Origin of the sequence: Paraburkholderia sp. CI2 (assembly GCF_014201055.1) — a bacterium.
Classification (GTDB): Bacteria; Pseudomonadota; Gammaproteobacteria; order Burkholderiales; family Burkholderiaceae; genus Paraburkholderia; species Paraburkholderia tuberum.
The window spans coordinates 1-14,263 of the sequence record NZ_JACHDL010000054.1 but is presented as its reverse complement, the minus strand read 5'-3'; the positions used below and the strand labels follow the sequence as shown (position 1 = coordinate 14,263).

Here is a 14,263-nt window from a genome sequence, read left to right as displayed (position 1 = left end):
ATGCGAATCAGGGATATTGAAGTGTTCAGGGCGGTCATGAACGCAGGAAGCACGAGCAAGGCGGCGGCCCTGCTCGGCATTTCGCAACCGGCTGTTAATATCCAGAAACACCCAATCCGCGGAAATCGTAGAAACGATTCGCGAAGTTGCTACGGCGCGACATCGCGTCTGATGGCGAAGGTCACCGTGCCCACGTGCATGGAAAAATTAACGACAGCACCGAAGTGCAAGCGACAGCCCTGTGACGGCGCCAATCGCAACGGAAGCGGGCAACAGAAGTGGATCGGGAAATGGAAGCGGAATAATCGCGAATGATGTCGACGGCGGCCTCAAATCTGAAGTGCAACACCGTTTCGTATAAGGTGTTGCGATGGACTCATCTCGAGCCAGAACACCTGTTATTCGAAGGCTCGCGAAATCTGCGGCAAGAACCCCGTGCGTCCGATGCAGGAGATTGCACCGCTTGCGGCCGCTGGAAGTCATCGCGACGTGCGCACGCTGACATTCCAGTGCGGAGCGGCGCCTGTCGCGCAGACAGCTCCGGTCGCAGCCCCTTCACCGATGCCTGCTGCTCCCCCCGTCGCGCGGGTTGCCGCTCCAGCACGCGTGCCGCCTCAGAAGCTGTCGTTGAACGGCGATGCAACTTTCGAACTCAATAAGGCGACGCTCACGACCGAAGCTCGTCTTCGTCTCGACGCGCTGATCAAAACTGCGGCAGGTGCGAGGTTCGACACCGTCACGGTGAATGGCTATACCGACGCGACGGCATCCAGCTCCTACAATCAGAAATTATCGACGCAGCGCGCGCAAAGCGTCGCGCAGTATCTGCAGAGCCACGGATTGAAGGCGCAGCAATTCGTTGTCAACGGACACGGCAGTGCCAATCCCGTTTCGCCGAATACGACGGCAGACGGACGCGCAAAAAACCGGCGCGTGGAGATCGTATTGAACTAATACATGAGGCAGACCTCGTCCAGTGCACACGAGATTCACTGGCGGCCTGTTGGCGCGGGCTCCGGCATCGAAAATGCAAAAAAGCCCTTGGATTGACACGTTTCTCCGATAATCACCACCAGCAACCAGGAGGTGACGATGAACACGATCCACGAGGTCTACCCCTATCTGCGCGTGCGCAACGCCGCACGGGCTATCGAGTTCTACGCGCAGGCATTCGGCGGCGTCGAGCAGTTTCGCCTGACCGAGCCAGGCGGCCGCATCGGTCATGCCGAAGTGAAGATCGGTCCCGCCACTGTGATGCTGTCCGATGAATATCCCGAGCACGACATGCTCGGACCGACCGGCGACAGCCGGCCGAGTGTGCTGCTGCATATCCACTGCGACGACGTCGACGAGCTGTTCGCACGAGCGGTTGCAGCGGGCGCAACCGTGGTCCGCCCGCTAACCGATCATTTTTATGGCGAGCGCTCGGCGACCGTGCGCGATCCATTCGGCCACGAATGGATGCTCGGTGCGCAGATCGAAGCGCTCACGCCTGAAGAGATGCAGCGCCGTTACACGGCGCTGTTCGACAGCTAGTGGATTGTTATATTGGGCTCCTCGCGCTTAATCCCCCGATGCGTGAGCTCTTTTTACATCCCGCCGAACGGCTTTTGCACCGTGAGCTTGTTGGTCACCGAAGTCACCCCCGGAACACCCTTCGCGATCTCCGCGACCTGATTGATCTGGGAAACGTCGGTGACCGTGCCGTTCAGCGTCACCGCGCCGCCTTTTGCGATGACGCTTATATTGCCGGCGCTGATCTCCTTATGCTTGCCGATCGCGGCATACACCTGCCGACGCAGCGCGCGATTGGCTTTCCTCGAGCTGACGGGAGCGGCTGCGCTAGCTGACATCGCGGGTGCGCCCGAAGCTGCACTAGCCGTCTGGCCCGACTGCGACCATGCGCTGCTCGACGCGGCCAGAATCAATATGGCAATCGCCAACGCGCGTGCCTGAATGCTTTTCATCGAATACTCCAGTTGTTATAGGAGACGTAATCAGAAGTTATGGCGGATGCCGACCATGGCCGCCGTGGTGGACACGCCAGGCGCAACCGGGGCGCCATAGACGATGGTCTGGTTCATGGTCCCCCTGTTGTTGACATAACCCACCTGCGCGTAAGCCTTGGTGCGCTGCGACAGGTTGTATTCCGCGCCCACGGCGAACTCGCCCGAATGGTTCGCCGAGTTGTTCTTGTCTTTCAGGTAGTAGTACCCGGACGTGATCTTGAAACGCGTATTGAACTGGTAGCCGAGGCCCCCCGAGATCATTTCGAAGTCCGCGGTGTTGGTATGGGCCGGGTTCTTGCCGGCGCCGTACGAGGCCGACACCGAAAATCCGGCGATCGTGTACATCGCACCGAAATAGTAGAAACGGTTGTTCGCAAGCCCGGTCGCGGGGATAGCGGGCGCCGCCGGGTAGGTGATCGGGTACGGGTTGGTATCGTGGCCGTTGTAATACAACGCGGACAGATTCAGACCGTAGTTCGAATACTTGAGCACGGCCGACTCGCGCGTACCGCCCTGGAACTGACCGGCGACGCCGCCCGGCGCATACTCGAGCGCGAGCGACGCGCCATGGAATTTCGGCGAGTTGTAGACGAGCGCGTTACTGTCGTACAGCGCGCCGATCGGCGCGTTCGTGCTCGTGCCAGGCCAGCCGGCCGCCTGATTGATGCCCAGCCACGCGGTCAGAATACTGCCGAAATACTGCGCGCCGCGGACGTCGGTTTCCGCCATCGCGTAGATCATCGGAATGATCTGCCGGCCGGCGTCGAAGGTACCGAACGGCCCCGATGCGCCGACCGTCGCGAATTGGTTGAAGATCGCCGTGACGCCCGGCGTGTCGGACAGACCGAACTTGCCGTTCGTGGTGTTGAACGCACCCTGCAGCTTGAAGTTGATCTTGTAGCCGCCGCCGATGTCTTCGCTTCCCTTCATACCCCAGAAGCTCGAATAGATACCGCCGTCCTTCAGCTGATAAATTTTGCCCGTGTTCGGCGCGTGCGGCAGAAACGTAGCGGCCGATGTGCTCTGATACAGCAGCCCCGTATCGACTACGCCATAAAGCGTCACTGACGACTGCGCATGAGCCGCGGTGGCGAAAATGGCCAACACGACAGCGCTGCTTGACTTCAACTTCATTGTGTCTCCTTCGCGTACCGGCGGTGGCGCAAAAGCCGATGCTGCGGTCGCTTCAAGTGGTTGGTGGTTTTGTGTGCGCCGGGCGTACCCGGTCGCGTTGTTGCGTGAATCGAACTACGTTGCTGCGAAAGCCGTGCGTCAGGGCAGGTAGTAGTTGCCGAATTGATCGCGTAACTGGTTCTTCAGGACCTTGCCTGTTGCGCCGATAGGCACCGTGTCGACGAACACCACTGCATCGGGAGTCCACCAGCGCGCGACCCGCCCGTTGAAGAAGGACAGCAGTTCGTCGCTGGCCAGCTCGCTGCCCGGCTTTTTCACGACCAGCAGCAGCGGCCGTTCGTCCCACTTCGGATGCCGTGCGGCGATACACACTGCCGTCGAGACTTCCGGATGCAGATAAGCGACGTTTTCGATCGCCGCCGAACTGATCCATTCGCCGCCCGACTTGATCACGTCCTTGCTGCGATCGGTGATCTGCATGAAGCCGTGCCGGTCGATCGTCGCGATGTCGCCGGTCGGAAACCAGCCGTCGCACAATGGCGACTCGACGTCGGCGCCGAAGTACTGCTGCGTGACCCAGTGACCGCGCACCTGCAGATCGCCAGCGTTCTCGCCGCCCCACGGCAATTCATTACCGTTGGAGTCGACGATCCGCATGTCGATGCCGAACAGCGCGCGTCCCTGCTTCGCCTGAACCTTGTACTGATCCTCCATCGGCAGCGACTGCTGATGCGCCTTGAAGCTGCAGACCGTGCCGATCGGGCTCAATTCGGTCATGCCCCACGCGTGCAGTACCTCCACCCGGTGGCGCTTCTGGAACGCCTCGGTCATCGCGGTCGGACACGGCGCGCCGCCGATCACCGTGCGTCGCATCGACGAGAAGGTCCCGCCCATCGCATCGACATGCGTGAGCAGTCCCTGCCACACCGTCGGCACGCCGGCCGACAGCGTCACGTGTTCCGTTTCGATCAGTTCATAGAGCGACTTGCCGTCGAGCGCCGGCCCCGGAAACACCAGCTTCGCGCCGACCATGCAGGCGATATAGGGCAGTCCCCACGCGTTCACATGAAACATCGGCACGACCGGCAGGATCACGTCGCGCGCGGAACAGTTCAGCGAATCGGGCAGCGCCGCCGCGTAGGTGTGCAGCACGGTCGAACGATGGCTATACAGCACGCCCTTCGGATTGCCGGTGGTGCCCGACGTGTAGCACAGCGACGACGCGCTGTTTTCATCGAGCAGCGGCCACTCGAAAACGTCGTCGTGCAACTCGAGCAGATCCTCGTAGCACATCAGCATGCCGGTCAGGTCGTTCGCTTGCGGCATGTGCGCGCGATCGGTCATCGCCACGAATACTTTCGGGCTCTTCACCCGGGGCGCGACGCTCTCGATCAACGGCAGAAAGGTCAGGTCGAAGAACACGACACGATCTTCCGCATGCTCGATGATGTACGCGAGCTGGTCGACGTGCAGTCGTGGGTTCAGCGTATGCAGCACGGACCCGGAGCCCGACACCGCGAAATAGAGCTCCATGTGGCGATAGCCGTTCCACGCGAGCGTCGCGACGCGCTCGCCCTGGCCGACGCCGAGCGTCGACAGCGCGTTGGCCATACGGCGCGCGCGCTGCGCGAGGTGCCGATACGAATAACGATGGATGTCTCCTTCCACGCGTCGCGACACGATTTCCTGTTCGCCGTGATGGCGCTCCGCGTGCGTGAGCAGCGCGGAAACCAGCAGCGACTGCTGCATCATCAAGCCTTGCATCTTTCCGTCTCCTGATTGGTTGTGGCGTCTCGGGCCAGGCCTACCGGCCTTACGTTGCCGCGCTGCCGGCTCGCACATGCGAGGGCGTCGCGTTCGCCTCGTCGAGACTCACCACCACCTTTGAATCCACTATTTCGACCGGGAAGGTCGTCACGCTCAATCCGCCTGTTCCCGCCATGCAGCCCGTGCGCACGTCGAAGCGCAGACCGTGCGCCGGACAGCGCAACATGCAGCCTTCCAGCTGGCCGCTCGACAGCGCGGCCCCGTTGTGCGGACATGTGTTGTCGATGGCGTGAAGCGTGCCTTCGACGTTGAACAGCACGATGCTGCGGCCGTCGATGAAGGCCAGCTTGCGCTGGCCCGGCGCGAGCTCGCCGGCAATACCCACCACGATCCGACGCGACATCCCAGACTCCTTCTGATCCGACGCGGGCCGCGTCACATCAGTACCAGGCGGCGAATCAACGTCTCCGCCATCGGCCATTCGCCAAAGCCCGAAGCAGGGTTGAGGTGCCCCACTTCGCCGAGATCGACGAGGCGGCTGCCCCAGTCCTGCGCCATCTCCTGCACCTTCTCGAACCGCGCGAGCGGATCGTTGCGGCTCGCGCCGACGATGCTCGGAAACGGCAGCGGCTTGCGCGGAATCGGCAGCCAGCCGTTCTGCTCGAGCGTATCCAGCTCCGGATAGCCCGCCGGCATCGGCGTCTCGAGGTCCGCGGGCGCCGCGAGCAGCGCACCGTGAATCTCGCGCTTGTGCTGCGCCGCCCAATGCACGGTGATCATCACGCCAGCGCTATGCGCGACCAGAATGACCGGGCCGTCGATCCGCGCGAGCGTGGCATCGAGCGCCGCGACGCGTGCCGCGCAACTGAGCTTGTCGTGCTCGAGGGGCGGCACCGACAGCGCTTTCGGCAGCCGTTGCTGCAGCAGGGTTTGCCAATGCTCCGCGACGTGGTCGCGCAGACCCGGAACCATCAGAATGGTCGGTTTCAATTCGTAATTCATGGGAAGCTACCTGCTAGTTCAGTACGGCTTGTCGCCGACGATGCCGGCGCGTTCCATCTTGCGGTGGCACGGCGGGTAGTCCATCACCGCATAGTGCTGCGTGCTGCGGTTGTCCCAGATCGCGATGCTGTTCTTCTGCCAGCGCCAGCGCACCTGGTACTCGGGGATGTACGCCTGGCTGATCAGATAGCGCAGCAGATCGCCCGCGCCCGGATTCGCGTCCTGCCCGAAGCGCACTCGCTCCGGCGTGTGAAAGTTCGTGAAATGGCTCGTGAAAGCGCTCACGAACAGCACCTTCTCCTCCGTTTCCGGATGCGTGCGCACGACCGGGTGCTCCGCGTCCGGAAATTGCGCCTTCAGCGCGAGACGCTTTTCGATCGGCATCGCGGCACCGAAGCTCGCCTCGATGCTGTGGCGCGCGCGCAGGTCCGCGACCTGAGCCTTCACGTACGCCGGCAGATTCTCGTAGGCGAGGACCATGTTCGCCCACATCGTGTCGCCGCCGACGGGCGGACACTCGACGCAGCGCAGCACGGCACCGAACTGCGGCGCTTCGCGCCAGGTGGCGTCGGCGTGCCACGCGTTTTCGTAGCGGTCGTTGGGCTGATCCGGGGTCTTGTAGATCCGCACGAGGCCCGGATTTTCCGGATCGCTGCCCGCGACCGGATGGTCTTCCAGTTCGCCGAAGCGGCGCGCGAACGCCACGTGTTCGGCACGCGTGATGTCCTGGTCGCGCAGGAACAGCACCCGGTGCTTCAGCAGCGCCGAGCGGATTTGGGCAAACAGGCCATCGTCATGGATGGCGTGGGCGAGATTCACCCCTATCAGTTCGGCGCCGATCGAGTACGTCAGTTGTTCGACTCGCATGGCCAGCTCCTTAGATGACGAAGATCGACGAACCCGTCGTCTTGCGCGACTCCAGATCACGATGGGCTTGCGCCGCATCTTCGAGCGCATAGCGCTGATTCAGCTCGATCTTGATGCGTCCCGAGGCGATGAGCCCGAAGATTTCGCCGGCAAGCTCGTCCTTCTCGGCCGGGTCGGCGATGTAGTCAGCCAGCGCCGGGCGGGTCAGATAGAGCGAGCCTTTCATAGCCAGCAGTTGCGGATTGAACGGCGGGATCGGGCCGGAGGCCGTGCCGACGCAAACCAGCAGACCGCGGCGCTTCAGCGAATCGAGCGAGGCCTCGAAGGTGTCTTTGCCGACGCTGTCGAACACGACGTTCACGCCGACGCCATCGGTCAGTTCGCGCACGCGCCTGGCGACGTCTTCGTGGCTGTAGTTGATGACGTGGTCGCAGCCGTGCGCGCGGGCCACCTCGCCCTTGGCCTCGTTCGAAACCGTGCCGATCACGGTCAGACCCAGCAGCTTCGCCCATTGCGAAACGATCAGGCCGACACCGCCGGCGGCGGCATGCAGAAGTATCGTGTCGCCCGCCTTGAAGTCGTGAATGCGGCGCATCAGATACGCCGAGGTCAACCCGCGCATGGTCATGCCGGCAGCCGTTTCGCAGTCGATCGCATCGGGCAGCCGGATCAGCGGCGCGGCCGGAATCAGGCGTTCGGTGCTGTACGCGCCGAGCGTGTTGAGGAAGCCCGTGTAGGTCACACGATCGCCCACCGCGACGTTCGTGACGTCCGGGCCAACGGCCTCGACCACGCCCGCGGCCTCCACGCCCATCCCCGCGGGCAGCGGGACCGGATACAGGCCGCTGCGAAAGTAGGTGTCGGCGAAATTGAGGCCCACTGCCTGATGGCGCAGGCGAACCTGACCGGGACCGGGGTTGCCCACTTCGACGTCCTCGTAGCGCAGCACGTCGGGACCACCGGTTTCATGAAAGCGAACTGCCTTTGCCATGTTGACTCTCCAATTCTTTACTTGATCTGCACTTTGCAGAATTCGTTGCGCCAGCGGCGCAGTTACAGGTTCCGTGCTCCGCGCCGTCCGCGCGGCACCATGCGATGTCAGCGTGCGGCCTGCTCGCGCAGCGTGTTCAGCCGATCCAGATCGCCCGAGTAGTTCCGTTTGCCGATCATGAATGCGGCGGCCGCGACGAGCGGTGCGAACGGCACCAGTTGCAACGCGCCCAGCAGTCCGATCCGATCGGCGATGATTCCCGTGAGAACAGCCGCCGGCGCGAGGCCCAGCAGGTTGTTCGCGAGCGTCAGGGTCGCAAACGCCGAGGCGTGAATCGTCGGCGGCGTGAGGTTCGCCACCATCGCACCCGACGGGCCGCTCGCACCGGCGCAGAAGAACATGCCGGCGCCGATCACGACCAGCTGCCATGGCCCCGCGGGCATCCGCAAGCCGATCGCGAGCAGAACGAAACAGGCGAGGCAGAAGGCGATCGCGGCGCTCCACTTGCGTTCCCGCATGTTCTTGCTGAGCCGGTCGGCGAGGTTTCCGCACACCACCATGCCCACCCCGGTCACCAGCACGAACACCGCCGCGCACATCGCAGCCTTGCCGGTGGCCATGCCGTAGTAGCGATTCAGGAAGCTCGGCATCCATGCCCACACAGCGGCGGGAACCAGCAGATGGAGGCCGCTGCCCACATAGGCGCACACCACGGACTTCGTCGAAAACAACCCCTTCATCAGCGCGCGCAGGCTCATGCACATGCCGCGCGATTGCGCCTGCCTCGTCACGCTCGCCGGCTGCAGCGGCACAAGACGCTTTTCGGTGACGACGAGGCGGTAGATCACGACCAGCACGACCCCCATCGCCGCCATGGCGCCGAATGCCGAACGCCAGCCGAGGTGAGCCGCCACCGCGCCGCCGAGCGCCATGCCCAGCACCGAGCCGAACGCGCCGCCCGCCATGAAGGTGCCGGTCAGCGTAGAGCGCAGCCGAACCGGAAAGATGCTCAGAACAACTGCGATACCGACACTGCCATAGGCCGCTTCGCCGATTCCGACAAAGGCACGTGCCAGCAGCAACTGCCCATAGTTCGCCGAGATCGCGCAGCCCACCGTCGCGAGACTCCACATCGCCGCCATCAGCACGATGCTCTTCACACGGCCCCAGCGGTCGGCCAGAACCGACAGCGGGAACGTGAGCACACCGACCATCAGCGCGACCACGCTGCTGAGCGAACCCAGCTGCGCATCGGACAGATGCCATGCCGCCTTGAGCGGCGGAAACACGGCATTCAACACTTGCCGCGACATATAGTCGGAAAGCAGCAATCCGACCGTCAACGCAAACACTACCCACGCATAAGCGCGCACGTCCGTCTGAGCTGCCGAAACTTCGCCCGTCGCGGGCGCTGCATGCTGAACGAGCATATTTTGTCTCCTTCCACGCTGACTCCCTGGCGGCCGCCTTGCCCGCGTGGGCCGACGACCTGTTATGGATTCAGCTATCTGCTCCCCGCTATGCACCGGAAGCGTTAGCCATGAAGCCCGGCCTCGGCCAATGCGCCGGCCCGGGCTCCTGGTGATCACGCCGCGCGAAGCGGCAGGTTCCTGACACCGGCCTGGCGGTTCGGCGCCATGCCGTTGGCGACCAGCGTCTCTTCGACCGTCTCGTACTGCACACCAATACGATAGATCTCGCGCGCTTCTTTGCCAGTGGCAATTTCGCGCCCCAGTTCGCGCGCGACGCGCACGCACTGCTCGATCTGCTGCACCGACGTGAAGCGCTTGCCGTGCTGATCGATGATCGTGTCCTCGATGCCGCAGCGCGGATGCAGGCCCATCGACATCGCCATCATGTTGAACGGCAGCACGTTCTTCAGCAGCGACTCGGCGGTGAGCGTGCAGCCATCCGGCGCGCGATGCACGAAGTTGAAGAAGTTGAATGGATTGGGGCCGTCGAAGCCGCCACCGATACCGATCCACGTCAGGTTCAGCGGGCCCTTGTAGACGCCCTTGCGCACGAGGCGCTCGAGCGTTTCGAGCGCGTGGATGCCGGTGAGCTGGAAGTGCGGCTGGATGCCCGAAGCCTGCAGGCGGCGCAGGTGTTCCTCGACCCATGCGGGGCCAGCCGGCACCGTCATTTCACTATAGGCGGCCATGAACCCGGGGTTGGAAAGCGAGGTGCCTGCCAGATACTCCGGATAGAGCAGCTCCATGATGTTCATCTGCGTGGTGTTGATCGCGACCGTCACCTGATCGGGCTTCGGATCTAGATCGGCCAGCATATGACGCGTGTCGTCGGACAGCCACTTCGCGGCTTGTCCGTCGTCTTCCGGCGCAAACGAGATCGAGCCACCGACCTGAATGATCATGTCGGGCACTGCCGCGCGCACACCCGCGATCAGTTCGTTGAACTTCGACAGGCGCTTCGAGCCCTTGCCGTCCAGTTCGCGCACGTGCAGGTGCAATACCGTGGCGCCGGCGTTGTAGCAATCGACGGCCTTCTGGATCTGCTCGTCCATCGTCACGGGGATGTCTTCCGGGAAGTCCTCCGGCATCCATTCCGGGCCGTAAGGGGCGGTGGTGATGACTACCTTGTCCTGATTCTCAGGGTGCAACGAATCGTCGAGAAATTGCATTTGTTTGCCTCCATCCAGTTTTGAAGTGACGGTGTTCCGCTATCGCGAGGTCGCGTGAAAATTTGCTGGAACACATCGAACGACATGTGCCCACGATACGGCAATCGCGCGCTACACTTTTATGATTGGACGCCATCCTTTTAGCGATTCGTGCCACTGCGCGTTAACACCAATAATTGCGCGAAGGAAGTGTTTAATGACTAGAAAAATACTCAGCGTATGAATCGTCCGGAGAAACTACGATGGAAACGATGGTGACGTCGGTAGCCATGAGCGGTTATTTCGAAGTGACGCGACGGCTTGGACTGAATCCGGTCGAGCTCGCGAAACAGGCCGGCATCGACGCCGGCGCGCTCGCGAATCCGGACGATCGCGTATCGGCCACCGCCTGTTGCCGGCTACTGGAAATGACGGCCGAAAAGGCGTCGTGCCCGACCCTCGCGCTGCAAATGGCGGAAACGCGGCAGACCTTCGGCAGCGGCGTGATCAATGTCCTGCTCGCGCACAAACGCACGCTGCGCGAAGTGTTGCTGGCCGCGGCCGAATACCGCCATCTGCTCAACGAAGCGCTGGCGGTGTACGTCGAGGACGCGGACAATACGGTCACCATTCGGGAGGAACTCGTCGTCGAACGGGGTACCCCGACAAGGCAGGCGATCGAACTGGCGCTCGGCGTCCTCGCGCGGCACTCCGGTGCCCTGCTCGGCCAGTTCTGGAAACCGCGGGAGGTCCACTTCACGCATCCGGCGCCCGCAGACCTGACGTTTCATCGACGCTTCTTCGGCTGTCCGCTGGTGTTCGGCAGCGACTTCAACGGGTTCGTCTGCGCAAGCGCCGATCTCGACTACCCGAATCCACTGGCCGATCCTGAACTCGTGCGCTATGCGGAAAGCCTCGCCTCTCCGCTGAACGTGAGCGCCGCGGAATCGGCCGCGCTGGAAGTGCGCAAGGCGATCTACCTGCTGCTGCCGCTCGAGCAGGCGAACGTCGAGCTGGTTGCACGTTATTTGCGTCTGAGCGTACGCACCATGCAACGGCAGTTGAATTCGGCCGGCACCAGTTTTTCGGATCAGGTCGAGGAAGTCCGCGGCGAACTCGCCGTGCGTTACATGAGCAATCCCACCTATCCGATCGGACGCGTCTCGGCGCTTCTCGGCTACGCGCAACAGGGATCGTTCACGAACTGGTTCGTGTCGCGCTTCCACATGACGCCGCGCGACTGGCGCGCGAGCCATGCGAAGTGACGGCCGGTGGCAGTGAAGACAAAAAAAACGGAGGGTGATGCACTGAGCATCACCCCCCGTCGTTGCCGCACCCGCTATCGCCATCCGGTCACTCGGCGCGAAGCTTCACATAGCGGCCCGGTGCGCTCTCGATTGCCTTGTACTTCCTGTTGCCGAGCTTCGTGCGCGCCTCGACCTGCTCGCCGGAATGCTGCTTGACCCAGTCGATCCAGTGATTCCACCAGCTGCCGCGCTGCTGAACCGACGTTGCGAGCCACTCGTCGGCGTTCTCGTCGCAGGCATCGTTGATTCGGTAGCTGCGCTTGTTCTTCGAGGCCGGATTGATCACACCCGCGATATGGCCGCTTGCCCCCAGCACGAACTCGGTTTGACCGCCCAGTAGTTGCGTCGACTGATAGGCGGATCGCCACGGCACGATGTGATCTTCCTCGGCCGCCATCAGATAGCTCGGAATATCGATGTTGCCGAGATCCACCGGCGTGTCGCAGAACTTCAGTTTGTTCGGCACGCGCAGACTGTTTTCGAGGTACATGTTGCGCAGATAGAAGCTGTACATCGGACCGGGCAGATTGGTCGTGTCCGCGTTCCAGTACAGCAGATCGAACGCGGCCGGGGTTTTGCCTTTCAGGTAATTGTTCACGACATACGGCCAGATCAGATCGTTGGCACGCAGCGACTGGAATACGAAGCCGAGTTCGCGTCCGGGATAGAGCCCACCGCCACCGATCGCATGCTCGCGCATCGCCACGCCCTGCTCGTCGATGAACACGCCGAGATCGCCCGGGTCGGTGAAGTCGAGCAACGCCGTCAGCAGCGTCAGGCTGGCCACGGAGTCGTCGCCGTTGGCACGCATGACCGCCAGCGCCGACGACAGCATCGTGCCGCCCACGCACCAGCCCAATGCATTGACCTGGTCGGCCCGGCTAATCGCACGCGCGACGCTGATCGCCTGCATCACGCCGTCCTCGAGGTAGGCGTCCCACGTGGTCTGCGCCATGTCCTGCTGCGGGTTGCGCCACGACACGACGAACACCGTCAGGCCCTGCTCGCAGGCGAAGCGCACGAAGGAATTCTCCGGCTGCAGATCCAGGATGTAGAACTTGTTGATGCACGGAGGAACGATCACGAGCGGCCGCGCGGCGACCTTCGGTGTCAGCGGCTCGTACTGGATCAGCTGAAACAGATCGTTCTCATAGACCACCGCGCCACTGGACGTGGCAACGCTGCGGCCCACTTCGAACGCGCTTTGATCGGTGATCGAAATCGAGCCGCTGCCCAGATCGTCGAGCAGATGCGTGACGCCCGCGAGCAGGCTCGATCCGCCCGATTCCACCGCCGCCCGAATGACTTCGGGATTCGTCGCGACGAAATTCGCGGGGCTGGCGAAGTCGATGAACTGGCGCATGAAAAAGCGCAGCTTGTGCTTGCCCTTTTCGTCGAGCGCGCTCGCCTCGACGAACTCCGCGAGTGCCCGGGCATTGATCAGATAGCTCTGTTTAAGAAGGCTATACCAGCCGTTGCTGGACCAGTCGTCGGCGTGAAAGCGCCGGTCTCCCTGCTCGGGCTCGGCGACCGCCTTCAACTCCGTGCGCCCGCCGACCAATCCGGCGACGGCGTCGCTCCACAGTTGCGCCTGCTGTTGCAGGTAGTGGGCGCTCGTATGGGTCACGGAGCCTCGCGCAAACGGCCCGTTGAAATCGAAGTCCGAGCCGTCGGTGTCGGGCACCGTCGTAGCGTATTCATCCTTGACCGGCAAAAAACGCCAGAAATCGAAGCCGGCATTGACCCAGCCCGTGGAAAACTCGTGTGGCATGCTGAATGGCATTCTCATGGCGGGGCTCGCTATCATGCTTTGCTGACGGCGCAAGCCGCGTCCTCGACGACACGGTCGCGGCAGGTTGTCGGCATGACCACGGCGTCGCCTTCGATCACCACCTTGCCGCCGACCGTGCAAACGGTGGACAGCACCACGCGGCGCTTGTCGTGAATCAGTTCCTTGACGGTCACTTCGGCCTGCACGGTGTCGCCGGGTCGAACCGGCGCCTTGAAGCGCAGGTTCTGGCCGAGGTAGATCGTGCCCGGGCCGGGCAGCCGCCCCGCGATCGCCGCGGAGATGATGCTGGCGGTCAACATGCCGTGAGCGATGCGCCCCTTGAAGGGTGTGGTTTGCGCAAACTGCTCGTTGATGTGAACCGCGTTGATGTCTCCCGACGCGCCCGCGAAAAGCAGAATGTCCGCCTCCGTGATGGTCTTGGCGAACCGGGCACTCATGCCCGGTCGCAGGTCTTCGAAATCGTATCCGTTAAGCTCATTCATGATTATTCCGCTTGCTGGGCGCGCATTTGCCCTCTTCTGACGCGTACTGCGCGTTGTGCCGGACGCTAAACTCTGGATGCGGTTAGCCGAGCGCCTGCTCGAGTTCCGGCACGATGGTGAACAGATCGCCAACGAGGCCGTAATCGGCGACACCGAAGATCGGCGCTTCTTCATCCTTGTTGATCGCGATGATGACCTTCGAGTCCTTCATGCCGGCGAGGTGCTGGATCGCACCCGAGATGCCGACTGCGACGTACAGTTGCGGCGCGACGATCTTGCCCGTCTGGCCGAC

16 protein-coding genes are annotated in these 14,263 nt (G+C 62.8%); 4 read left to right on the top strand and 12 right to left on the bottom strand.

The genetic code is table 11. The annotated features are described in order from the left end of the window. The 3 genes from HDG32_RS37370 to HDG32_RS35635 all read left to right on the top strand — a co-directional run. A partial coding sequence (locus tag HDG32_RS37370; protein WP_409340085.1) for a LysR family transcriptional regulator occupies positions 1–315 on the top strand: 315 nt, incomplete at its 5' end. 129 nt (positions 316–444) lie between these two features. Then, positions 445–954: an OmpA family protein gene (locus HDG32_RS35640; protein WP_260336725.1), complete on the top strand. Its 510-nt coding sequence runs from the start codon at positions 445–447 to the stop codon at positions 952–954. A gap of 138 nt (positions 955–1,092) precedes the next feature. Beyond that, a complete protein-coding gene (locus HDG32_RS35635) occupies positions 1,093–1,536 on the top strand; it encodes a glyoxalase/bleomycin resistance/extradiol dioxygenase family protein (RefSeq protein WP_184074493.1) in 444 nt (147 codons plus the stop codon). Positions 1,537–1,589: 53 nt separating this feature from the next. Here the strand turns inward: HDG32_RS35635 and HDG32_RS35630 are convergent, their stop codons facing one another. The 9 genes from HDG32_RS35630 to HDG32_RS35590 form a co-directional block, all read right to left on the bottom strand. After that, positions 1,590–1,967 (bottom strand): BON domain-containing protein, encoded by a 378-nt coding sequence (locus HDG32_RS35630; RefSeq protein WP_184074491.1) that lies wholly within the window; start codon positions 1,965–1,967, stop codon positions 1,590–1,592. Between the two features lie 30 nt (positions 1,968–1,997). Beyond that, positions 1,998–3,143 carry a porin gene (locus tag HDG32_RS35625; RefSeq protein ID WP_184074489.1) on the bottom strand — a complete coding sequence of 382 codons (1,146 nt, stop codon included), beginning with the start codon at positions 3,141–3,143 and terminating at the stop codon, positions 1,998–2,000. Positions 3,144–3,281: 138 nt separating this feature from the next. Next, positions 3,282–4,907, bottom strand: a complete 1,626-nt coding sequence (locus HDG32_RS35620) for a 3-(methylthio)propionyl-CoA ligase (RefSeq protein ID WP_184074487.1) — start codon at positions 4,905–4,907, stop codon at positions 3,282–3,284. Positions 4,908–4,956: 49 nt separating this feature from the next. Continuing rightward, a complete protein-coding gene (locus HDG32_RS35615) occupies positions 4,957–5,313 on the bottom strand; it encodes a Rieske 2Fe-2S domain-containing protein (protein WP_184074485.1) in 357 nt (118 codons plus the stop codon). Positions 5,314–5,345: 32 nt separating this feature from the next. Beyond that, the gene (locus tag HDG32_RS35610) at positions 5,346–5,912 is read right to left on the bottom strand and encodes an alpha/beta hydrolase (protein ID WP_184074484.1); all 567 of its coding nucleotides are present in this window, start codon (positions 5,910–5,912) and stop codon (positions 5,346–5,348) included. 18 nt (positions 5,913–5,930) lie between these two features. Then, complete coding sequence (locus HDG32_RS35605) at positions 5,931–6,779, bottom strand: TauD/TfdA family dioxygenase (protein WP_184074482.1); 849 nt, start codon at positions 6,777–6,779, stop codon at positions 5,931–5,933. A gap of 10 nt (positions 6,780–6,789) precedes the next feature. Beyond that, on the bottom strand, positions 6,790–7,770 hold the full coding sequence (locus HDG32_RS35600) for a quinone oxidoreductase (protein WP_184074480.1): 981 nt from the start codon (positions 7,768–7,770) through the stop codon (positions 6,790–6,792). A gap of 107 nt (positions 7,771–7,877) precedes the next feature. Then, positions 7,878–9,200 carry an MFS transporter gene (locus HDG32_RS35595; RefSeq protein WP_184074478.1) on the bottom strand — a complete coding sequence of 441 codons (1,323 nt, stop codon included), beginning with the start codon at positions 9,198–9,200 and terminating at the stop codon, positions 7,878–7,880. 155 nt (positions 9,201–9,355) lie between these two features. After that, entirely contained in the window at positions 9,356–10,411 is a 1,056-nt protein-coding gene (locus HDG32_RS35590) for a 3-keto-5-aminohexanoate cleavage protein (protein WP_090809455.1), read from the bottom strand. A 242-nt stretch (positions 10,412–10,653) separates the two neighbouring features. Between HDG32_RS35590 and HDG32_RS35585 the strand changes: the two genes are divergently transcribed. Further along, a complete protein-coding gene (locus HDG32_RS35585; protein WP_184074476.1) occupies positions 10,654–11,655 on the top strand; it encodes an AraC family transcriptional regulator in 1,002 nt (333 codons plus the stop codon). 88 nt (positions 11,656–11,743) lie between these two features. Here the strand turns inward: HDG32_RS35585 and phaC are convergent, their stop codons facing one another. The 3 genes from phaC to HDG32_RS35570 all read right to left on the bottom strand — a co-directional run. Then, positions 11,744–13,486 carry a class I poly(R)-hydroxyalkanoic acid synthase gene (phaC, locus tag HDG32_RS35580; RefSeq protein ID WP_184074474.1) on the bottom strand — a complete coding sequence of 581 codons (1,743 nt, stop codon included), beginning with the start codon at positions 13,484–13,486 and terminating at the stop codon, positions 11,744–11,746. A 14-nt stretch (positions 13,487–13,500) separates the two neighbouring features. Continuing rightward, complete coding sequence (locus HDG32_RS35575) at positions 13,501–13,971, bottom strand: MaoC family dehydratase (protein ID WP_184074472.1); 471 nt, start codon at positions 13,969–13,971, stop codon at positions 13,501–13,503. Between the two features lie 82 nt (positions 13,972–14,053). Continuing rightward, a partial coding sequence (locus HDG32_RS35570) for an electron transfer flavoprotein subunit alpha/FixB family protein (protein ID WP_221307974.1) occupies positions 14,054–14,263 on the bottom strand: 210 nt, incomplete at its 5' end.